Genomic DNA, 20,760 nt, shown 5'->3' with positions numbered 1-20,760 from the left:
CAATCTTATCAACTAATTCATAATTAATACTCTTAAACACCTGTATTAAAAAGACTTTTACAGTTCCATTCATAGCCTGAATGCTTCTGTTTTTGTGATTCGAGTCTCATTTATAAAGTAGGAAAGCTATGCATAGTCCAATAACACTTGAAGCATTACACATATTAGATGCCATTGATCGTCGTGGGAGTTTCGCAGCTGCAGCGAATGAACTGGACCGAGCGCCTTCTTCATTGAGTTATCAAATCCAGAAGTTAGAACAAGACTTAGATATCATGATTTTTGATCGCTCAGGCCACCGTGCAAATTTCACGGAAGCGGGGCAGTTAATATTAGAGCAAGGTAGAATCATTCTTGGTGCCACTGAACAACTCGTTAACGATGCGAGTATTCTTGCTAATGGCTGGGAGCTCGATTTAACCATTGCCTTTGATGGCATCATTCCTATTGCCAATTTCTTCCCGTTGGTCGACGAACTCGGGAAAATCAGCAAAACACGTGTTCGCTTACAAGAAGAGATCTTAGCCGGATGTTGGGAATCCCTGACAGATGGCCGAGCCGATTTATTGGTATGTCCCAAGCTCGACACGATTCCAAACGATATGAAAAGTGACATCATTGGTAAGATGGAAATGGTATGGGTCGCGGCATCAAACCACTACGTTCATAAGCGCTCTGGCGAGTTCGACCAAAAGGCGAGGGAAAGTTACAGGGTAATCGCAATTGCAGACACTGCACGCGATCAACCAGCGTTAAGTCGCAATATTCTAGAGAAACAACCTCGTTTAACCGTAACAAGCTTCCCAGCAAAGGTAGAGGCTCTGACAACTGGATTAGGGATTGGCACCTTGCCGAGTAGTATTGCTAAGCCGCTGATTGAATCTGGCGTTCTACAGCAGATTTCGGGGACAGAACCACAGCCGATCGATATCGTCATGGCTTGGCGACGCAACAAAATGGGCGACGCCAAGTCTTGGTGTATCCAACATCTTAAAAAGACATGGGCGTTAAAGTAACGGTAACACCATATCTGCAGTACCATCTTCAAAACTGATATCTAGCTCGAAGCCGAGCTTTTGAGCTAGTGTCAGCATCCCTCTATTCGTTGGCATCGTCATGCCCGACATCTGTTTAGTCTGCTTCGCACGGCAGTAATCGATAACCTTAGTCATAAGAATACGACCTAAGCCGACACCTTTCAGATCGGAACGTATCAGAATCGCGAACTCGGCATCGGTGTTCTCTGGGTTAATTAGCGCTCTCGATACACCAATAATCGCAGGCACACCTTGTTCCTTGCGAACCACCACAAACGCGATTTCTCTATCAAAATCAATCTGAGTAAAATTTGCCAACGCCTCATGATTGAATTCACCAACATCACTAAAGAAACGCTTATAAAGATCCTCTTTAGAGACGCGATTAATAAAATCGGCATGAAGCGGTTCATCTTCAGGAAGAATAGGGCGTAGCAACACTTCGGTACCGTCCTTGAGTACGATATTCTCTTCAAGTTCGACCGGATAAGGGCGAATCGCAAGACGTTCTTGTGGATCGCCTTCGTACGCTTTCAAGATGATATCGGCATCTAATATCGTGAACTTGTCACCATTGGCCAGTACTGGATGGATATCCAAATCATGTATTTCAGGGCAATCCACTACCATTTGCGATATACGAACCAGCAACTCAGAGAGCCCTTCAATGTCGATCGGGTTAGGCAGTTTTTGCAGGCGAATCTTGCCACTTTTTATCGCCCTAATGATCAAGTAACGCGCCAGTGTCATGTTAAGCGGTGGGAAAGCAGCCGCGGCATCAATCGATTCATCCCACTCAGAGCCACCTTGGCCAAGTAAAATGATAGGGCCAAAGGTTTCGTCCGTTGTGACCTTAACTCGCAGTTCTTGGCCACCTGCAAGCTTGGCCATACCTTGAATCAACAAGCCATGGATATGAGCAGTAGGGAACGACAATTGAGATCGATCGAGAATTGCCTGAGCGGCATTCGCGACTTCACTACTGTTTCGTAAATTGAGCATCACACCTTGAACATCCGACTTATGCGCAATGTCTGGCGAGCGAAGTTTTACGGCGACCGGGTAACCGATCGTTTCAGCAATGTGCACCGCTTCACTTGGGTCGGAAGCAATCCAAGTTGGCAGCACATCGAGATTGAAGTGCTTGAAAAACTGACTGTTTTGATGGGTATCAAGACTAACTGTATCTTTATCCAGTAGTTGGCGTTCTATCCAATTTTTGGCATCTGCCAAGTCTTCAATGTGCACTTTTTCTGCCGTGGTCGGCGTTTCCATTAACTGACGTTGGTTGCGTCTGTACTCGACCAAGTGCATGAATGCGACCACTGAACTTTCAGGCGTTCGATAAGTTGGGAAACCCGCTTCAGTAAACAGCTTTCTCGCCGGCCTTGCGGTTAACTCCCCAGACCAATTCGTTAAGATATTAAAGCGCTTGTGGCGAGGATGCTTTTTAATCGCTTCAATAATTCTCTCTGCTGTTTTGGCTGAATGTGCGACCGCAGAAGGGCTGTGCATGATAAGAATGGCATCCGCTTCATCTCCATCGAGCAAGATGTTTATGGTGTCGATATAGCGTTGATCGCCGGCATCGCCAACAATGTCGATAGGGTTGCTATGAGACCAACTCGATGGCAAAACCTTACTGAGTTTATCGATCGTATCTTCAGATAATTCTGCGAGCTTACCGCCGCGGTCAAATAGGGTGTCCACGGCCATAATTGCAGGGCCGCCACCATTGGTAACAATAGCCAAGCGCTCGCCACGCAAGGGCACTGAATGAGTCAGTGTCTCTACCGCAGCAAACAGTTCATGTAAGTTCTTAACTCGCAACATACCGCTGCGTCGGATCGCAGAGTCATAGATAATGTCTAAGGTATCGGCACCACCGGTATGTGCCATGGCCGCTGCTCGGCCTTTCGCTGTTCGCCCGCCTTTTAGTACTAGAATTCGTCGGTTGCGTGACGCTGCACGCGCTGCAGAGATAAAGCGCCTCGCGTCAGTAATGCTATCGACATAAAGCAATATCGCTTCGGTGTGAGAATCGGTACTCAGATAATCCAAGAGTTCCGAGAATTCGATGTCACTGCCATTGCCTATCGAGATAAACGCTGAGAAGCCAATCTCTTTGTCGTTCGCCCAATCGAGAATCGTGGTACACACTGCAGCAGACTGAGAAACAAAGGCGATCTTACCTGGCAGCGCAGTCACTGGAGAGAAAGAGGCGTTTAAATTTAACCATGGGACAATAATCCCCAAGCTATTGGAGCCAAGCACCCGAATGTTGTGTTTTTTAGCAATCGCTAGGCATCGTGCATCATACGTTTCGCCATTATCGCTTTGTTGCTGCATGTCGGATGAAAGCACAATGACAGAGGCTATGCCTTTCTCGGCCAGCTCTTCAAAAATAGCCACATTACGGGTCGCATTGGTACAGAGAATCGCAAGGTCAGGCACGATAGGCAGTGACAAAATGTTCTTGTATGAGAGTACGCCTGCCACCGAGTCATATTTTGGCGTAACGGGCATCACCGCACCTTTAAAATCCCCGTGCAACAAATTGTTCATGACGATATATCCCGCGCGCGTTTCTCGTTGAGAAGCACCAACAACAGCGATTGAACGGGGTTTAAGGAGGGGATCAAGATGATTCATAGACATATCCTAGCAATGCACGTAAGTTCATCGTAACTTACTTTTCACTCACGGGTTGATGGCAAATTCACCGAATTCAGATGAATAAGCAAACACTGCATAAAGTTTGTGAAATAGGTCACCCACTAATGGTGTATAATCTCAAAGTTAACTTGATTCTAAACCGACGTATCGGCATGATTTATAGTAATTATTATTAAGGATATAGAGCTTTCCATGAAAAAATTTGCAATTGTGACTTTGCCACTGCTCTTGGCTGCATGTGTATCTGACGACTACGTTACAAATGTAACTTCAGATAGTTATCAAGAAGAGTACAAAACGGCAAAAGTTGAAGCTCCAGTTGTATCTCAATCTGAGCAAACAGGCGTTGTTGAAGAAAACGTTGTCAACGTGATCAGAACCGAACCTGTTGAGCAGAAAGTCACTCAAACGACTAAAGCTAAGCCAGTTGCAGTAGTAACAGGCCCAACGAAGAAACAACAAGATATGAACCAGCGTTTTGGTTACACGGTTCAAGTTGTTGCTGTTGGCAGCCAGAGTAAAGTCGATTCTTTCGTGAAAATGCTACCTACGACTTCTCAACCAGTTTGGGAAAACTACAAAATGGTTAACGGCACTAAGTGGTTCACCGTACTTTACGGTGATTACGCAACACGCTTAGAAGCTAAAAAGGCAATCTCAACGCTGCCAACCACTTTCCAAAACTTGAAGCCGTTTGTTAAGAGCATTGATGACATCAAGAACTCTGAATACCCAACGCTTAACAAGTTGAACTAAGTTTTAATTCAGAAAGAGGGAGCAAATGCTCCTTCTTTTGTTTTAAGACCAGCAGTTTTGTTTAATAGTTAATCGCTCGTTCTTTCGAACACAATTTTAACGTTCAAAACACTGTACCTATTTCGACTTTTGTTTATCATTGAAGTCAGTATTCCTAGTTTCAAGGACCGAATTTACCCATGAACACCATTAACATCCTTCTACTTTGTGGCGGTGGATCTTCAGAGCATGAAGTATCTTTAGTTTCAGCCGATTACCTTTTTGAACAACTGAATAGCGTTGCAGATTTTAACGTTGTCAGAGTTGAAATTAAAAACGAAGGCTGGTGTCTTGATTCAGGTGAATTGGTTTATCTAGATATCAACAATCAAACCTTACGTGGCGACAACCTAGAGTCTAAAGTCGATTTCATTGTGCCTTGTATTCACGGCTTCCCGGGTGAAACAGGTGACATTCAATCATTGTTTGAAATGGCTAAGATTCCGTACTTAGGTTGTGGTTCTGAAGCGAGCAACAACAGCTTTAACAAAATCACTTCAAAGCTTTGGTACGACGCACTTGGCATCCCAAACACGCCGTATCTGTTTTTATCAGACAACAACGACCAAGCGCATTCACAAGCGACTCAAGCTTTTGAAAATTGGGGCAAAGTTTTCGTGAAGGCGGCTCGTCAAGGTTCTTCTGTAGGTTGTTACCAAATTAACCAAGTGGAAGACTTAAGCGAAGCGATCAATAAGGCGTTTACCTTCTCTGATCAAGTGCTGGTTGAGAAATCAGTTGTGCCTAGAGAGCTCGAAGTTGCCGCTTATGAAATCGATGGTGAGCTACACATCAGCAAACCGGGCGAGGTGATTGCACCTAATGGCGCATTTTACTCTTACGAAGAGAAATACAGCTCAGACAGCCACTCAATTACCGAAATTGAAGCAAATAACTTAACAGACGAACAACTAGAGTTAATTGCAGACAGTGCTCGTAAAGTATTCACCCAAATGAAGCTTCGTCACTTGTCTCGTATCGATTTCTTCTTAACGCAAGACAACGAGATCTACCTGAATGAAGTCAACACCTTCCCAGGTATGACGCCAATTTCTATGTTCCCTAAAATGGTTGAACATGATGGCCACAAATTCAGCCAGTTCCTAGAGAACTGTGTGAGAACGAGCATTTCTTAGTTCTTCCAAAATATCTTAGCGAGTCTTACACCACTGGCTAAATAAAAAAATAGCGCCTTGAGCTTACCCGCCAAGGCGCTATTTTTTTAAGAGTCCGAGCTTTTTTAAGAGTCCGAGCTTTTTTAAGAGTCCGAGCTTTTTTAAGAGTCCGAGCTTTTTTTAGAGTTAAAGCTTTTTGTTTGTAAAGTCAGTCGTCTATTGATCACGCCGTTTTGTAACTAGTTGTTTATTAAAAGCTAACTATAAACAAGCTAACTATTCAAAAAATGCCATCAGATTACAGCCAAGGGATCAGTGCTTTAAACTTCATCTTCTCAATCTCAGCCGTCCCCGAATAACCCACATATTGCGCAGGCATTGCAGGGCTGAGCCAACGACCAAAATCCTGAATCTCTCTAACCTTAAGACCTTGTTTTGACAACTCTTGTGCGGCACCCACACGAATCGAATTCCCTGAAAAATGGTGGTTTTCTGCGAGTTGAAGTAAGTCACTTGCACTTCTTAGTATCCTATAGATCGACGAATCATCTAAAGGTTGCAGACTGATATTCTCATGCTTGTCTATCGCACGAAATACGGGTAACTCATCTTGTGTTCCAGTAAACGCAAACCAACGCTGAAGTGCAGCACTTGCTACTTGCGACAGCCGATACGCTGAATCTTTTACTGTAATCAGGTAATCATTTTCAACGCACTCGACATTACTCATTGATAACGCCTTAAGTTCTGATCGTTTTAAAGCACACTCAAACATCACATTGTAAATGGCGATGTCTCTGATCTCTTTTAAGCTCGATTTCTCATTTGAAAGTAACGTGTTTAACTCAGCGAGGTGTGCAGATGTCATGGCATTGGTTTGCTTAGCGTCGCCAGCCATTTGCGCTTGCAAGTGGAGCAGGGCAAAACGAACTTGTCTATGCTTGATTGGGTTGGCAAAGCTCAACACAGTATGCAACAAACTAAGCGTTGCAGTGTAACGTTTTAAAGATGCGTATTTTCTGTCACTGGATTCAGTCTCAAGAAAACGGCGAACAGCAGTAATAGAGGCTGGGAGTGTGTTGATACGGTTTTTAGTACAGAACGCATGGTAGCGATTCCAATCACTGTAGATACCCAGCAGTGAGTTACGAGAGTACTGGAATCCTGTTAACTCATCTATAATTTCAATTGTCGCGTGCCTGTTCAATTTTTCAACAAATGAATTAATTGTCACAGAGTCGGTTAAAATAGGGACTTTTTTTCGCAAATTACCGTACCTCGACAGGTGTTTTTACCATATTATGCTTGATATCATTATAAGTATACTTATGATTAATACAGTGAAAACAAAAAGATGATTAATAGATATGGCTAATTCAATTTACCGTAGCGTCCATCTGCAATCGATGGATGCGAATAACACCATTTGGCGTGCTAAGTTAAAAAACAATGTGATTCAGGGCAACCTAGCTGCCGTGAAGAAGAGTATTGATTGGTGGATTGACACGGCGTCTATTATTGACCCTAAAGAGTTCACTGCATTAAATAAGTCGAGAGGAACTGGTGGCCTAACTGAAAACTTCAACGGCTATCAGATCAAGAATGACACCGGTGAGCCTAACGCGTGGTATTGCATGTTTAACGGGCGTCTTATCAAAGGCGGCAAGATTGCAATCCAGCGTCATATAGAAGCTTACTTACTCGCAAAACAAAAAGCAGAGCAACAAAAGAAGTAATTTATGAGCCTAGTATATTCAACAGAAACAGGTCGCATTAAACCTGAAGAAGAGAAAGTCCAACGCCCTAAAGGCGATGGTATCGTTCGAATCCAAAAAGAAACCAAAGGCCGTAAAGGCAAAGGTGTTTCTATCGTAACGGGCTTAGACCTAGATGACGCACCATTAAAACTAATGGCAGCGGAACTCAAAAAAGTGTGTGGCTGCGGCGGCTCAGTAAAAGATGGCAACATCGAGATTCAAGGCGACGCTCGTGACAAGCTCAAAGCGCACCTTGAAAAGAAAGGCTACAAAGTTAAATTTGCTGGCGGTTAAGCTCTAACTAATGCCAGGGGTAAAATCGAAGATTATTATCACTGGTTATTAGGTATTTTATGGTAAATAGCCAATATGGTTAAATACACAGTATAAATCAGAGAATATCGACACCAAATAAAGGCAGGGCATCACACAAAGATACCTGCCTTAAAAACACCAAAATCAATTTAACATAACGTACATAATACGCAGTGATGGTGTTAGAGCAATTTAGTAATGTCTGGTTTGAGCCATTTTAAAATGTCCTCCTAAGCTTATCTATATTGGTCTGCTTAGGAGTTATCCGGATGCTTATTACTATGAGTGAAAAAGATATTCATCGATTCAAGGTGCTTACTGACGTACGTGAAAAACGACTACGCCAAGTTGACGCTGCTATCATTTTGAATCTGTCTGCCCGTCATATCCGACGTTTGGTAAACAAACTTGTCTCTCTTGGCGCTCAAAGTCTTACACACGCAGCGCGTGGACGCCCAAGTAATCGACGCTACTCAGAACATTTCAGAATTGAAATACTGAAACTTATCCGTGAGCATTACTCCGACTTCTCACCAACGTTCGCTCTGGAAAAACTGACTGAACGGCACAATCTATCCGTCTCTAAAGAAACACTCCGTCAATGGATGATCGCCGACGGACTGTGGCTTCCACATTCACAACGCAAACCTCGAGTCTATCAGCCTCGTTACCGTCGTGATTGCTTGGGCGAACTTATCCAAATTGACGGCTCCCATCATGACTGGTTTGAAGGCCGCAGCGACAAATGTTGCCTATTGGTGTTCATTGATGATGCGACTGGTCGTTTGATGAACCTAAGATTCAGTGAGACAGAATCCGCGTTTGATTACATGCTGACCACGCGTGAATACCTTAATGAGCACGGTAAACCCATCGCATTTTACAGTGACAAGCACTCGATTTTTCGAGTGAATCAGGAGAAACACAAACAAGTTGGCCAAACTCAATACGGGCGCGTGCTGAAAGAACTGGCCATAGAACTCATCTGTGCCAACAGCTCCCAAGCCAAAGGCCGGCTGGTTAAAGAGATGCGCTTACAAGGTATCGACACCATCGAACAAGCCAACGCCTGGCTTCCCTACTTCGCCGCCGATTTTAACCATCGCTTTGCTAAGCCCGCTCAAGACCCAAAAGACACGCATCGTCCGGTTCGAGTTGCGACAAGCACATCGAACTTTTCAATATTAGTGCACATGTTTCCTCTTTAACATAACGCGGTATGAACGTTTGAGCCGATACTAGGGAACTAAAACCCAGTGTGGGGGTAATAAACCAAACATCAAACGTTGGGGATTACGGTTAAATTTCAGTTTCTATTTGAGCTTAAAAGACTTGAGTATACTTTTTAATGCCTATTCAGCGGCAGCTACTTTTGCCTTTTCAGTAGCCACTCCTATAACCTCACTAGTCAGACTAAGTCTCAGTTATACAACGTTAAGTTGATACTTACCCTTAATCATTTCCGCTTGCTTAAATTCTACATGAGTATCTGCAGATATCTCAAATTGCTTAACTAACTCTCTTAACTCATGAATGTCTTGTTTGGGCATTTTCACACCTGCAATGACTTTGGTTACCATTTTCTTATCAAAAGAGTATATGCCTGGTCCGTTATGGTGCGACAGACATCGATGTTCTTTCTCATAAGCCCAATCTTCTGATTTGCACAGAAACTGTTCTTGAACCGCGTCAAAGTCGCGCACCCTTAAGCTACGTGTAGGCATATTTTCTGTGTACTTTATCGGCCACGATGTTAAGTAATATTCTGGGTTAGTAACGACTCCAACTTGATTTTGATCAGTAGTAAACTCAACCAAGAATCCTCGGTGATTATCTGCATAATGTGACCACATCAAGATATTGTCGGGTCTAGACGATAGACAGCATACCCCCCATCTTTTAGCTATATTGCTTGAGGCTACCCCACTATCTAAGAAACGTTCCAGACGCTTCAACATAATTTTCTTGTTCTGAAGTCTTTTTGCAGGACTTAATCCGATTTTATCACCAGCCTTTTTTATAAGGTCTTTTCTTGAGGATACATAGTCTTCCGCCTCATCCAAGTCATAACTAACAACGCAGTCGAATGGATCGTTAAACGTTTCGTAGGAAGAGAACTTGATAGTACCGTTTTGTAACAAGTACCTTGCTCCTTCATCAAAAGGTAAATATTTGTATAACTTAAGTTTCATACTTTCCCTTGTCTTAGAGTCCTGAATTAGAGCTTGAGAAACTCTACCACTAAACGCGAACATGACGATGTAATTCAAACCCATCTGGAATTAAAAATGCCAAGTGTTGAGATTCAATCCAAAATTCTTGTTAGTAGTGTGTTCTCATACCTAATGGATGTTTACTTACCCTGACTTTAGCTATCGCACTTTCAGAGCCTGCAATTTTCCAATTTTTTCCGTTGGTATCTTCAAATGCGAGGGATTTTAGCTCACTATCATTGTGATTATTTTCGTCCCTAAACTTCGCCATTGGACCATCAAACTTCCCCAACTTGTATTCATAACTTTCGCTCTCAGCTAAGGTCACTATTTCGAGAGCAGGATTTAAATAAAACTTGGATATAGAACCATCAAAATACTCACCAACAATAAATTTTAAGCTTAGGTTTCTTTGCCCACAATTTACGACTTCTACATGCACGTACGAATATTCATCGGATTCGTAGTGTTTTCTCGAACAAATGTGAGTTTTCAAACGACCATTACTCTTCCATACCACATACAGTGATACAAACAGACTCAAAACAGCTACTACCGATCCAATAATAGTCAAGTTACTTTCCATATCGTTCTCCAACTAGTGCGCCGTATCAAGGTTACTACCGTCCATACATCTAATACCTAACAATGAGCAAATAAAAATCGCCAAGCGTTGGGAATCATTCTTCAATACTAGGTTTACCCTTGTTTGGCTGGAGTCTGAATCTCCACAGAGGTAACAATTTACTACTGTAACTTTCTGGAATTACAATAGAAAATGATTTTGCATCTCTCGTGGTTTCTATTGCCACAACAGACCCATTTTCTTCGGTTGCCATTTTATAAGTAGCAGAAATCATAGAGCTTAACTGCCCTATGTGGTCAAAACCATTTTCAGAGTACTCTTCTGGTTCAAATTTATACTTGATACCAATTAACCTATTCTCATCAACTACAATCGGTAAAACTTCTGTTTCAGACCATTTACCGTACATAGCAAAAAGATTTAATAACTCTTTCTCTTTATCTGTTTCCAACAACTTTCCTGCACAGTAACAAAGGACATTCTTAATGGTGAAGTTAGAGTCACCGTTTGTCTCATTATAATAAGCCGGTTTTGAAGGGTCTGAAACAATATATATTTCAAGTGGAGGGGTCGTTGATATCCATTCATCCCCAATAATAACCAGTTCGTTTTGCATCATTGCGGTAGGTAGGTCAATGATGTAACGACCTTTTTTAACTTCAAATGCCTCTGGAGGTAATAGCACCCACATATTCATTTTTGAGTAGTATATAGCGAACTTGATAGAACAATTAACCATATTCGAATAGCTCAAAACTGATTCGAAATATTTTTTGGTAAACGAAAATTTTGCTTCAAATGGTTCTCGATGATAGTTTTTTACCTCTACTAAAAAGGACGTATTGTCTTCTTTAAGCACGATTCTATAATCTGGAATAATTATATCTTCGTTACAGTAGGCTTCACCGCCATCTTCTTGCTTGATAAGGCAACATTTACCTAATGAGGCTGCAACAATACCAAACATTGACTCAACTCTTTTTCCAAATACGAGATTGAGATTTCTATGATTCTCTTTCAATGCTGAACGTAGATTTTCGATAACCTTATCAACCGAACTTTCATCATTGATGTTGAGAGCGTTTTTCGCACAAATTTTTGAATAGAGCTCAAATGAATCGAATTTCTCGGGATTTCTCGATATTTTGGTAATCATTGTATGTCCTGTTTGAGGCTACAGTGCGTTAAATAGAGATATACGCTGCCACTAAGTTAAACGTTTCCATCGTATATAAAAAAACCAGCTTAGATCTAAAACGTGTCAGCGTTAAAATAATTCGTAAACACCTTTTGTTATCTAAAATGGTATGTCATCACAACTCTCTTGATTAGGTGGTAATGCCACTACATCAAACATACCTAATATTCGCTCAGAAACTTTCAGGAGCTGATCATACGTTATTATTTCTATGCGATGTAAATGCGAGTTTAAATTCCTGAGAGCCTTTATTTGCTCTGTGTTACCATCTCTACCAACTATTATCTTTGCACGAATTTTAAGTGTGTCGAAACCTTCATTAACAATTATAGAGTCACGTTGTCGCTCAATTTCTTCGATATAACGGACAACTTGCCCAATCACGGCAGAGAGCTTAGAAGATGGATAGTAACTATCGTGCGAACGATCGTACGTAAACAGCGCTTCTGAAAACGCCCTTTTTATTTCGATGATTTCGACATAATCATCAACAGTCTTCCGCATCATGAAATCTAAACGGTCATCACGCGTCCATGTTTTCCGATGCAAGCGTTGGCTATATTCACTGCCAAACATCCAAGGGTGCAATTCCAGTTGCTTTTGAAAATCCCCCTCTAAAGTACTTGGGGTTTCAATCATCGCACGAAGTTCATCGATAGCATTCGAGTACTCAACAATTTTCACAGCTGTAGAAATGTGCGATAGAGTATCTTTATTGCTAACCTCAAATGCTTTAATAAACTCAGAAACATTAGTTTGACTAGCTTCAATGTGTGAAATAATGCTGCCGAGTAACGAAAATTTTTCGTTATCATTTATAGATTCTACCGCCTCTAATAAATTAGATAATTTTGCAAAGTCACCAGAATTAACAAGATGTAGCTCACCAATCTCGGAACCTAGCTTGTTTGCATATTCAGCGTCCAGGAAACAATATAACCTCTTGATCTCATTAGGTTTGTTACCATCTAATCTAATCGATTTTTCAGGCTTATAGTTCCAACCTTGTTTAGAGCGGTCAATTTGATCGAGTTTTAACGAATAGTGATGAACCTTTTGGTCTTTGCCTAATATTTCTAGCAATGTAGCTATCCTAAAAGCCTGTGGGCCCTCTTTTAGAACAATCTGCTTAATCAAACCTACATTAGAATTATTGTACGCTTTCTTAATTTTAATTTTCACGTCTTCTAATGTATTTTCAGGAGGTAACAACCCCATACAACTACCCTCTTTGTCCCTAACTGCGATTAAACAGAGAAACTTTCCGTTTAAATTAAGAACGTTCTGTTTAGTAAGATTTCAGGGAAGGATTATAACTATCAACCCTATGTATAACAGTGATTTAAATCATTAGATGTGACACCAGGCGCTAAAGCTATAAGCTCTTATAGAACGTATAAAGAAGAGCCACTTTGATAAAAAGTAGCTCTTAGTATTGGTTGTTTTATCGCCGTTTTTTGTAACGTTTTCGTGTGGTATTTGCCCTAACCACGCGCCCATTTCTAAGCGTGTAGCCTTTCATTAACTGGCCATTTTGTTTGCGGCCTTTGCATTTATAACCTTTTTTAGCCATTGGAGTCCTACAGTTTTCGTATCCGCTGCTCTTGGTCCTGTTGCACTCGCTTTATCCAGTTGATGTGCGTTTTCAAAGCCGCAATCGTGCCAAGGCTTGAGACTCCACCGGTAATCAATGCAATGATTAACGCCTCAAGAAACGCCATCACTTCGTTTTCCATCGAGGTGAGTAGTATTCAAGTAGGTATCGCACCATGGCGCGCATGCCTAGCGTATCGACCACAACTGCACCTACGACAAACCAGTAAGGATTAGAGATGTTCTGCAGTGCATTGAAGCCTTGCTCTACTTATGGCGCGTAGTTGGGAATAAAAGACAAAATGAATGGTACGAACGCTCTCATAGACAACAAAGTGTTTCGATAAAACGAGTTCCAAAAAGTGACACTGCAACATAACTGCCCTCCACTTTAATTGATGAACAGTAACAGTGGCCTCGTGACTCGTTATCACAGCAAGCCTTATAACTCGCACACACTACTCTGATTACAACAAACCGAGCCACTTTAAATTTAACTGTATAAATATACAGTTAAATTATTACCCCCGTAAAAACCGCACTTATTGAGCAAATAACATTCAGAATCAAGGCTCTGCGTTCAGATTTTAAACTTACATTTGGTTAAATGAATCTCTTTACTGTATAACCTGAGCTCTGCGTTAGTTTTAGGTATACCGATTCCACCTAGGGCAATACTCAAATAGAATCATCGATTGCGCCAACTCTAAGGCATTGCGCATTACATTCGAATCACGTGTACGGGTTAGTATCATGAGCGACAAAGCATTCCGAAAACTCAACATATTCCTTTCGATTTTTTGCCTAGCAATCACGCTAGTGTCGTTGATCTCTTTTAATAAGCTCATGAATAAGAGCTACGTTATTACACCAGACAAATACCCTACACGCGTTAACACAGACAGAGACCACGATGGTGGCACCGTAGGCTCATTACATAAGTCAGAAGATGAAATTGAGTTACAGTGTGACTTTGAACGAACCTATAGCTTACCCTTCTGTGAAATTGAGTTCGTTATATCGACACAAGGTAAAGGGCTCGATCTCTCTGCGTTCGATTCGGTCACCATTAATATGGATTACCAAGGCCAAGAAGACCCAAGGTTTCGCTTCTACATTCGCAATTACGACAAGAATTACAGCGTGAAAGGCGATGCTATGTCGAATAAGTTCAATCGCTTAGACTTCTCGTTATCAGATAAAAACCACATCGACTTAAACTACTTCAACGTCCCTTTTTGGTGGATTGACCATTACAACCAACCTATTACTAGTAGCGCGGTAGACATTACAAACGCGGTGTCTGTTGAGCTCGGCCTTGGAGCCAGCACGTTTGATGGGCACCATTCAATTAAGATCTCGAGCATTGTTTTCCACGGTAAAATCATCAGCAAAGCTTTGTTAGGCGAACTCTTAATTGGATTATGGGTGACCTATGCCATCTGTTATGTAGGTTGTGCGTTACACATCGCACAGCGAAGCAGAACGCGTGCAGCGGAGCAACAACGCTATTTGACCGAAGAAATTGAAGAGCTCAAGGTAAAGGCAACAACCGATCCGTTGACCGGATGTAGAAACCGAACCGAAGCGTTAGATACCTTCTATGATTTCGAATGGCTGGCGCAACAAGGAAAAACGATTCACATCGCGTTGTTTGATTTAGACCATTTTAAGCAGATCAATGATCAACATGGCCATGAAGTGGGTGACAAAGTACTTATTCAGTTTGTCGCAACGGCGAACGAGAGCCTTGGTGAGCAGTACTTACTTTATCGTTGGGGTGGTGAGGAGTTTCTTTTAGTTTGCCTGGAACAAACTGCGCTACAGTGTAACGAATCTATCGATAGTTTTTACCTAGCAATGGACCAAAGCCCTTGGCCTAAAGCGCTTAAGGTAACGGCTTCGACGGGAGTAACGCAGCTTAAGGAGCATGAATCGATACGTACCGCCATCAAACGTGCAGACAAAGCGCTCTACCAAGCGAAAGACAACGGACGAAACCAAGTCGTTACGTTTTATTAAGGCTCACTAGACTGGACCGCAGCTACACATTCAACTCTGAACCACTACTCAATCAACACGCCATTAATACCCTGTCGATATCTACTCTCCACTTAAGCAGCCGTTAGATTTTTAACCGCTGACTAAATAAACCCATAAGCTTTGTTGTCTCATCAAAATTCTAATCGATTCGTATGCCTATAAGCGCGCTCTCGCCATCTGCTATAACACCGTTTGCTACAACACCATCTGTAATAACGCCATCAATATCATTCTCAGGTTGATACGTATCGTTCCTGAATCGCTCTATAAACCGCTCTTCCGTACGCCTCTAAGCTTCCTAACCACTTGTTTTAAAAGTCTACATAATTTGGCTAGTAAAGCGCGCTCTAACCAGTGGTTAGTCACTCGCGGTATCGGTTTTCAACATTACCGTCGTCACTTATCTCGCACTGTTCTTAGATGAAATCCTCATTTGTCTGCTTCTGAACATTCATGTACTCGTATCCGCTAAAAATAGAAGTCACAACGTCACTAGCCTTGAAAAACACCATATATTTAACCACTTAGACGTGGTGACACAAATACTGACACCTAAAATGGCGATTGTTTTACTTTCAGATCTTGCTGTAATTTAATTACAACTCAAAGCCAAGGAAAGCCTGAAAAGTGGATTACTCCGACGTAACTTGCTGAATATAAGGTATTTAATGGTTTTTGGTAGATCGGGATTTAGGGTAACTAAAGAGTTGGGATGTACGAGATAATATACTAGAGGGTAATATATTTAGTTATAGTGCACTAAGGTGTTAAAAAAGAAGGGCTGATGCCCTACTCTTCTTTATTACTCATTTCTTCACGAATTTGCTCAGCAACAATTTTAATCGCTTGTCCTGTGCTGATGCCCTGAGTCATCATTTCTTGAATTCGTTCAACAGCTTTCTGTTGTTCTTCGTGAGAAAGGGTTGGTAAGTCGTTTAGCATGCTCTGCTCCTTTATTTAGGAGCAGAACTATATAAGGACTGTTAGTAACTAGCAAGGAAATTGATTGAAGCACCCATTGCATTTTCGTTTGTGTAGTTTGCACTTAGATCTAACTGGAACAAGTTGAGTGGCGAGATACCAATACCGGCTGTGACTGTTCCTTCTGAATCAGAGTAAGCCAGGTTCTTGTAGTACCCTCCCCTTAACTTAAGCTGACGCAGAAGATCGACTTCGGTACCAACACGAATCATCTGTTCGTTATCAGCAAACGAAGTAAACTTCTCAGTCTCATTTAGGTCGTAATCAACACTGAAAGAAAAGTAATCCGATACGATGCCGGCACCCACTGTGTATACCGGTTCAAGTTGATAAGTGTATTTACCACCAACTTGGTGTGTCGCAGTACTTGAGCTGCTGTTTAGCGTTCTCGTCGTATCTTTGGTTTCGATGTCTCGAGAGATTAAGTTAGTTGCTGCAACACCCACTCGGAATGGGCCGAAGAACCAAAGCGCACCTGCATCCATGTTAAATGCCGTTTCGCCGTCACTGTTTTCTCTTACATCAGATAAATCGTAATCATCAACCGATGCAACATAGTTGTACGTGTAAATACGTTGGATTTTAGGTGTAATACCAAATGAGATGTGTTGGCCCATAAAGGTTTGGTATTTTGCTAAAGAAAGGCCGACTTCTGCGACACCGATTGAAACCGCTTCAACGGTAGACAGTTCCACTTTATCTGCGTCTGAACCTGTTGTGTAAACGTTAGGTGTTGCAAATGATTCTGTGTAGGCTTTAGCGAAAAGGTTTGCCGCGATAAACTGATTAGGAAGAGCAAAGGCGACTACACCACCCAGTTCAACATTGGCTTGGTTGCCATCCAATTTATTCAGCGCCGCATCGAGTTCTGCGGTGTTTGATGCATCAACAACACTATCGATGTTCGATTTCATGTCGTTGGGGTCGTTATAGCTACCACCAAAACTTGGCGTGATCATTCCCATATCATCGTTACGACGATAAATGGCAACAAGTGCTGGGTTATAGAATGGAGCGGTTAGGAAGTTTGCTGAAACAACACCAACACCACCCATCGCATCACCACGCGCTTCAATGGCGTAGTTTGCTGCTGAAAGAGGAAGACTGGCGAATGCAATTGATGCTGCGAGTAGTTTAGTCGTATTTTTCATGCCGTTTATCTTTGTTAGATCCCTTACATAGTTAACGGCTCAATTCTAAATTACTTTAACTCTTCTTCGCTAGAAATATCATAAGTTTTACTGATAGTTTGTGCTTGTTCTATCGCTATGTCACCTTGCCAGCGTGAATGCACCATTGAAACCGCCAAAACGTAGCGATCATTGGGAAGTTCTTCGCCAGTTAGGTTCATTGGATAATCAGATTCATAGCTCTTGCCCCACACCTGCTCATAGTGTTCATCGACGTAATCGTACAAACCAATTTCGAGCTTAGGAAGCGGACAATAAGGATTCAGCAGTTCTTTTTTATCGATGCGCCACGTGTCTTTTGATGCCCAACGAACTTGCTGGCGAAAAGAAACGTCACCAAGAATAATCCAAGTACTCCATGAATTACCGCCATCGCCTTTCACACTTAAACGATACAGGCCTGACTCAAGTTGAGATGCTAAATTGTAACGCTTGCGGTATAGGCTCACCGATGCGTTGTTTACCACTTCACTGTCTTTGGTTAGCTCACTGTCCGATGAAACAATCTTATCGACCCACTTCTCGAAGGTAATATCTTGAATGTTGTTTTCGGATTCAACATCAATTGATACGCGAAAAGTATCTCGGCCAGGGCTTTGAATGATGTGTCTTTTAACGACGACTGAACTGATCCAATCTGGGAGTGTTTTTCTGGTGAGGGTTTTACCACAATCTTTGTTCAATGCTTGATCGAACAGCTCATTGAGGTGGTCTTCTCGTGATTGAGAAGAGTTGATTTGCCAAACTTCCACTAGTGAATCAAACATCTGAGGTAAGTCATTATCCAACAGGTGTTTATGAACTTGAGTTAGAGTATCGCTACTCTTAAACCAATCTGCAGCTTGCGCGGTATTCACCACACAAGACAACATTAATAGTGGAAGTAAGGCTTTTTTCATTACGCTTTCATCTTGTAACCAACGCCACGCAGCGTTTCGATTTCTAGACCCGGCAGTTTCTGTCTTAGTTGCAGAACGTGCGTGTCTACCGTACGTGTTGTTGGGAAATGGTTGTAACCCCATACATGGTCAAGCAGCTCATCACGCGTGAAAACACGGCCAAGATTGCTTGCCAAAAATAGCAGTAGGTCGAACTCAGTTCGCGTTAACGTGACTTCCAGTTCATTGAAAAACACTTCACGTGTCGCTTTATCGATAACCAGATTTTGAGCCATAACTTTTGATGCGTCTTGATCTTCAGCATCAGGCAGGCGTAACTGCGCGCGAATTCGAGCAAACAATTCAGCTTCAGCGAAAGGCTTAGTTAGGTAGTCGTTTGCACCTGAGTCTAGGCCCGCAACTTTGTCTTTTACTGTTACGAGAGCCGTTAGCAAAATCACTGGGATGTCTTTCTTTTTCTTCCAACCTGGAAGTGAATCTACTGAGTCACCATCCGGAAGTTGACGGTCTAGAATCACTAGGTCCGCTTGTTCCCAGTAGCCTTCAACTTCAGAGATCAGTTCTGCATGCAAACATTCATATCCAGCTTGCTCAAGGCTAACTAATAAACCGTCAGCTAAATTTTTATCATCTTCAACGAGAAGCAATGTCTGTTTCACAAGGTATCTCCAAAATAAATGTTGTTGGGGGGCCTATCAGCGTCATGTGACCGCCCATTTTTCCGACCATAGATTCCACTATCGTCAGACCTAAACCGAGTCCACTCTTACTTACGAATGGCTTTCTTAGTTGCCCCCAATCTTTGCGGGACAAGTCTCCGTTATCTATAACTTTGAATGTCAGCTTCTTGTCAGAAGTATTCAGTTCTAGTATCACTGGTGCGACACCGTATTTCACGGCGTTCCTGATCAGGTTGTCGATGCACGTCCCTAACCAATATACGTTTATTTTTGCAGCGATATCTTTGTTTACACGGAGTTCAATGCCCGGTGCAAATTCTTCTTCAACTTTGTATTGAAGCCATTCTTCGACACTTGGTACCCACTCTGTTGCGAGCGGTTGGTTGTCTGATTGCAAATAGTCTTTACTTGCTTCTGCCAACTGCCTTAAACGGCGTGTATCTTCACACAGCCTACGAAACTCATCATATACTGATTCTGGTAAGTGTTCGAACTCGCGTCTAAACCCTTCAACCGTCAATGACAAACTTGCAATCGGCGTTCTTAGTTCATGCGTTAGGATTTGAAGCACCAGCATGCGGCTCTTCATCTCTTGTTTCTTACTGTTCCAACGGTAAACCGCCCACCCCAAAACAAGCATGATGTTGGCGAGCACCAAGATAAACATGGCAACTTGCAGAAGCTCTGAATGATCTTCTATTTCCCAACATACATTACCGCGCTGAACAAAACAGCTTTTGCCTTCTGAAGATAAACTGAACGACAATCCAGAAAGTGTCGCGTTTTCATTCCAGTCTGATTCTTTGTACAGGTAATATCTGTCGCCGCGTTTTACCCACATTTCGTCAAGCTCGACAAACATGCTCGAACCGGCTAACAGTGCCGTGATGGCCTCACTGTCCATGTTTTGTAAACGAGATAACAGTTCATCATGTTCAGTGTTTGGACGCTCTTGAATATGCATAAAACGTTTCAAAGAGTCGAACTTGTCAGGATACTTCTCTACGTATCGCGCCGCATAAGAACCACCACCTGGGTGAATCAAGCCACTACGGCTAAACCAACGATCAGAAAGCTTGGTTCCTTTACACATTGCACGAGTAAAGACCAATGGTTCAGTGATCAACGGGCTTAACGGTAATTTCCCGCTACAGGTTTTTGATAACTGGTATAAGCGCTGTATGTCTTTTAATGGGTACTCTGCGGTTTGTGGCAGCATAGAAGACGGCATGATCAAACGTGTTGGATAATCAGCCTGCAACAATCGAATATCATAAGATTCGATTGCGGTTTCATGATCAAAGAGTTTGGTGAAATTATCGATACGCTCAGGTAAAGAGTCAGCAAGCGCGTTTGCAGACACAGATAACGTAGCGATAAGAAGAGTAAATGTTCTTTTGATGATCACAAACCAACGCAAATTCATATAGATCAAACAAATATATACCATTCGCTATCAAAGATAAATTTTTAACCGCATGAAAAACAGTGGGAATGGTGAGTTATAGCGATAAATTCCATCATATTAGGATTGTGTTGCACAGGCGTACTCGCTAGCTGATTGATGAATCCAGCCATCATTCGAATGGGTTTTGCTTTGGTTTCTTTACCCTATTCGTTGTAGGTTTGGGTTAAGGCTAGTTCTGAGGATCAAAAAAAGGAGCTCAAATGAGCTCCTAGTC

18 protein-coding genes and 1 pseudogene are annotated in these 20,760 nt (G+C 42.2%); 7 read left to right on the top strand and 12 right to left on the bottom strand.

What is annotated here, in order from left to right:
- Window positions 1-128: 128 nt before the first annotated feature.
- Window positions 129-1,016, top strand: coding sequence for a LysR family transcriptional regulator (locus M4S28_RS23240; protein WP_004730984.1), 888 nt, complete (start codon window positions 129-131; stop codon window positions 1,014-1,016).
- On the opposite strand, the gene M4S28_RS23235 is transcribed toward M4S28_RS23240, so the two are convergent.
- A complete protein-coding gene (locus tag M4S28_RS23235; RefSeq protein WP_249632987.1) occupies window positions 1,008-3,689 on the bottom strand; it encodes a bifunctional acetate--CoA ligase family protein/GNAT family N-acetyltransferase in 2,682 nt (893 codons plus the stop codon). The two genes, M4S28_RS23240 and M4S28_RS23235, sit on opposite strands and share 9 nt — an antisense overlap.
- A gap of 216 nt (window positions 3,690-3,905) precedes the next feature.
- Between M4S28_RS23235 and M4S28_RS23230 the strand changes: the two genes are divergently transcribed.
- Window positions 3,906-4,469, top strand: coding sequence for an SPOR domain-containing protein (locus M4S28_RS23230; protein WP_004730988.1), 564 nt, complete (start codon window positions 3,906-3,908; stop codon window positions 4,467-4,469).
- Between the two features lie 179 nt (window positions 4,470-4,648).
- On the top strand, window positions 4,649-5,644 hold the full coding sequence (locus tag M4S28_RS23225; protein ID WP_249632986.1) for a D-alanine--D-alanine ligase: 996 nt from the start codon (window positions 4,649-4,651) through the stop codon (window positions 5,642-5,644).
- Between the two features lie 277 nt (window positions 5,645-5,921).
- Here M4S28_RS23225 and M4S28_RS23220 read toward each other — a convergent pair whose 3' ends face one another.
- Window positions 5,922-6,890: a tyrosine-type recombinase/integrase gene (locus M4S28_RS23220; RefSeq protein ID WP_249632985.1), complete on the bottom strand. Its 969-nt coding sequence runs from the start codon at window positions 6,888-6,890 to the stop codon at window positions 5,922-5,924.
- 100 nt (window positions 6,891-6,990) lie between these two features.
- On the opposite strand from M4S28_RS23220, the gene M4S28_RS23215 reads away from it, so the two are divergent.
- The 3 genes and pseudogenes from M4S28_RS23215 to M4S28_RS23205 all read left to right on the top strand — a co-directional run.
- Window positions 6,991-7,359, top strand: a complete 369-nt coding sequence (locus tag M4S28_RS23215) for a DUF3319 domain-containing protein (RefSeq protein WP_004730993.1) — start codon at window positions 6,991-6,993, stop codon at window positions 7,357-7,359.
- A 3-nt stretch (window positions 7,360-7,362) separates the two neighbouring features.
- Window positions 7,363-7,674 (top strand): stress response translation initiation inhibitor YciH, encoded by a 312-nt coding sequence (yciH, locus tag M4S28_RS23210; RefSeq protein WP_009845368.1) that lies wholly within the window; start codon window positions 7,363-7,365, stop codon window positions 7,672-7,674.
- A 302-nt stretch (window positions 7,675-7,976) separates the two neighbouring features.
- Window positions 7,977-8,849, top strand: a pseudogene (locus tag M4S28_RS23205) (ISNCY family transposase); the annotation flags it as partial.
- Between the two features lie 270 nt (window positions 8,850-9,119).
- Here M4S28_RS23205 and M4S28_RS23200 read toward each other — a convergent pair.
- From M4S28_RS23200 to M4S28_RS23180, 5 genes are all read right to left on the bottom strand, one after another.
- Window positions 9,120-9,887 (bottom strand): DUF2971 domain-containing protein, encoded by a 768-nt coding sequence (locus M4S28_RS23200; RefSeq protein ID WP_249632984.1) that lies wholly within the window; start codon window positions 9,885-9,887, stop codon window positions 9,120-9,122.
- A gap of 130 nt (window positions 9,888-10,017) precedes the next feature.
- A complete protein-coding gene (locus M4S28_RS23195) occupies window positions 10,018-10,494 on the bottom strand; it encodes a hypothetical protein (RefSeq protein ID WP_249632983.1) in 477 nt (158 codons plus the stop codon).
- Between the two features lie 94 nt (window positions 10,495-10,588).
- On the bottom strand, window positions 10,589-11,650 hold the full coding sequence (locus tag M4S28_RS23190) for a hypothetical protein (RefSeq protein ID WP_249632982.1): 1,062 nt from the start codon (window positions 11,648-11,650) through the stop codon (window positions 10,589-10,591).
- 141 nt (window positions 11,651-11,791) lie between these two features.
- Window positions 11,792-12,910 (bottom strand): Shedu anti-phage system protein SduA domain-containing protein, encoded by a 1,119-nt coding sequence (locus M4S28_RS23185; protein WP_249632981.1) that lies wholly within the window; start codon window positions 12,908-12,910, stop codon window positions 11,792-11,794.
- A 362-nt stretch (window positions 12,911-13,272) separates the two neighbouring features.
- On the bottom strand, window positions 13,273-13,416 hold the full coding sequence (locus M4S28_RS23180; protein WP_249633774.1) for a hypothetical protein: 144 nt from the start codon (window positions 13,414-13,416) through the stop codon (window positions 13,273-13,275).
- 583 nt (window positions 13,417-13,999) lie between these two features.
- Between M4S28_RS23180 and M4S28_RS23175 the strand changes: the two genes are divergently transcribed.
- A complete protein-coding gene (locus M4S28_RS23175; RefSeq protein ID WP_249632980.1) occupies window positions 14,000-15,307 on the top strand; it encodes a GGDEF domain-containing protein in 1,308 nt (435 codons plus the stop codon).
- Between the two features lie 810 nt (window positions 15,308-16,117).
- Here M4S28_RS23175 and M4S28_RS23170 read toward each other — a convergent pair.
- From M4S28_RS23170 to vxrA, 5 genes are read right to left on the bottom strand one after another with little or no spacing between them, the layout of a single operon-like run.
- A complete protein-coding gene (locus tag M4S28_RS23170) occupies window positions 16,118-16,270 on the bottom strand; it encodes a YoaH family protein (RefSeq protein WP_017073513.1) in 153 nt (50 codons plus the stop codon).
- A gap of 41 nt (window positions 16,271-16,311) precedes the next feature.
- Window positions 16,312-17,460: a conjugal transfer protein TraF gene (locus M4S28_RS23165; RefSeq protein WP_108109481.1), complete on the bottom strand. Its 1,149-nt coding sequence runs from the start codon at window positions 17,458-17,460 to the stop codon at window positions 16,312-16,314.
- 50 nt (window positions 17,461-17,510) lie between these two features.
- On the bottom strand, window positions 17,511-18,398 hold the full coding sequence (locus tag M4S28_RS23160; RefSeq protein ID WP_017081080.1) for a DUF2861 family protein: 888 nt from the start codon (window positions 18,396-18,398) through the stop codon (window positions 17,511-17,513).
- Complete coding sequence (vxrB, locus tag M4S28_RS23155; RefSeq protein ID WP_009845363.1) at window positions 18,398-19,057, bottom strand: response regulator transcription factor VxrB; 660 nt, start codon at window positions 19,055-19,057, stop codon at window positions 18,398-18,400. The genes M4S28_RS23160 and vxrB overlap by 1 nt, the downstream gene beginning before the upstream one ends.
- Entirely contained in the window at window positions 19,032-20,504 is a 1,473-nt protein-coding gene (gene vxrA / locus M4S28_RS23150) for a sensor histidine kinase VxrA (RefSeq protein WP_054546846.1), read from the bottom strand. Before vxrA ends, vxrB begins: the two co-directional genes overlap by 26 nt.
- Between the last annotated feature and the right edge of the window lie 256 nt (window positions 20,505-20,760).

The organism is Vibrio sp. J383 (assembly GCF_023503985.1).
GTDB classification, from domain to species: Bacteria; Pseudomonadota; Gammaproteobacteria; order Enterobacterales; family Vibrionaceae; genus Vibrio; species Vibrio splendidus.
This window is presented reverse-complemented; position numbering and strand designations above follow the sequence as displayed.

Excerpts from the sequence above, each read along its gene's own strand:
- M4S28_RS23165 (WP_108109481.1), bottom strand. The coding sequence starts at position 17,460 with ATGAAAAATACGACTAAACTACTCGCAGCATCAATTGCATTCGCCAGT.
- yciH (WP_009845368.1), top strand. The coding sequence starts at position 7,363 with ATGAGCCTAGTATATTCAACAGAAACAGGTCGCATTAAACCTGAAGAA.
- M4S28_RS23240 (WP_004730984.1), top strand. The coding sequence starts at position 129 with ATGCATAGTCCAATAACACTTGAAGCATTACACATATTAGATGCCATT.
- M4S28_RS23170 (WP_017073513.1), bottom strand. The coding sequence starts at position 16,270 with ATGCTAAACGACTTACCAACCCTTTCTCACGAAGAACAACAGAAAGCT.
- vxrA (WP_054546846.1), bottom strand. The coding sequence starts at position 20,504 with ATGAATTTGCGTTGGTTTGTGATCATCAAAAGAACATTTACTCTTCTT.
- M4S28_RS23190 (WP_249632982.1), bottom strand. The coding sequence starts at position 11,650 with ATGATTACCAAAATATCGAGAAATCCCGAGAAATTCGATTCATTTGAG.
- M4S28_RS23215 (WP_004730993.1), top strand. The coding sequence starts at position 6,991 with ATGGCTAATTCAATTTACCGTAGCGTCCATCTGCAATCGATGGATGCG.
- M4S28_RS23195 (WP_249632983.1), bottom strand. The coding sequence starts at position 10,494 with ATGGAAAGTAACTTGACTATTATTGGATCGGTAGTAGCTGTTTTGAGT.
- M4S28_RS23230 (WP_004730988.1), top strand. The coding sequence starts at position 3,906 with ATGAAAAAATTTGCAATTGTGACTTTGCCACTGCTCTTGGCTGCATGT.
- M4S28_RS23200 (WP_249632984.1), bottom strand. The coding sequence starts at position 9,887 with ATGAAACTTAAGTTATACAAATATTTACCTTTTGATGAAGGAGCAAGG.
- M4S28_RS23235 (WP_249632987.1), bottom strand. The coding sequence starts at position 3,689 with ATGAATCATCTTGATCCCCTCCTTAAACCCCGTTCAATCGCTGTTGTT.
- M4S28_RS23185 (WP_249632981.1), bottom strand. The coding sequence starts at position 12,910 with ATGGGGTTGTTACCTCCTGAAAATACATTAGAAGACGTGAAAATTAAA.
- M4S28_RS23160 (WP_017081080.1), bottom strand. The coding sequence starts at position 18,398 with ATGAAAAAAGCCTTACTTCCACTATTAATGTTGTCTTGTGTGGTGAAT.
- M4S28_RS23225 (WP_249632986.1), top strand. The coding sequence starts at position 4,649 with ATGAACACCATTAACATCCTTCTACTTTGTGGCGGTGGATCTTCAGAG.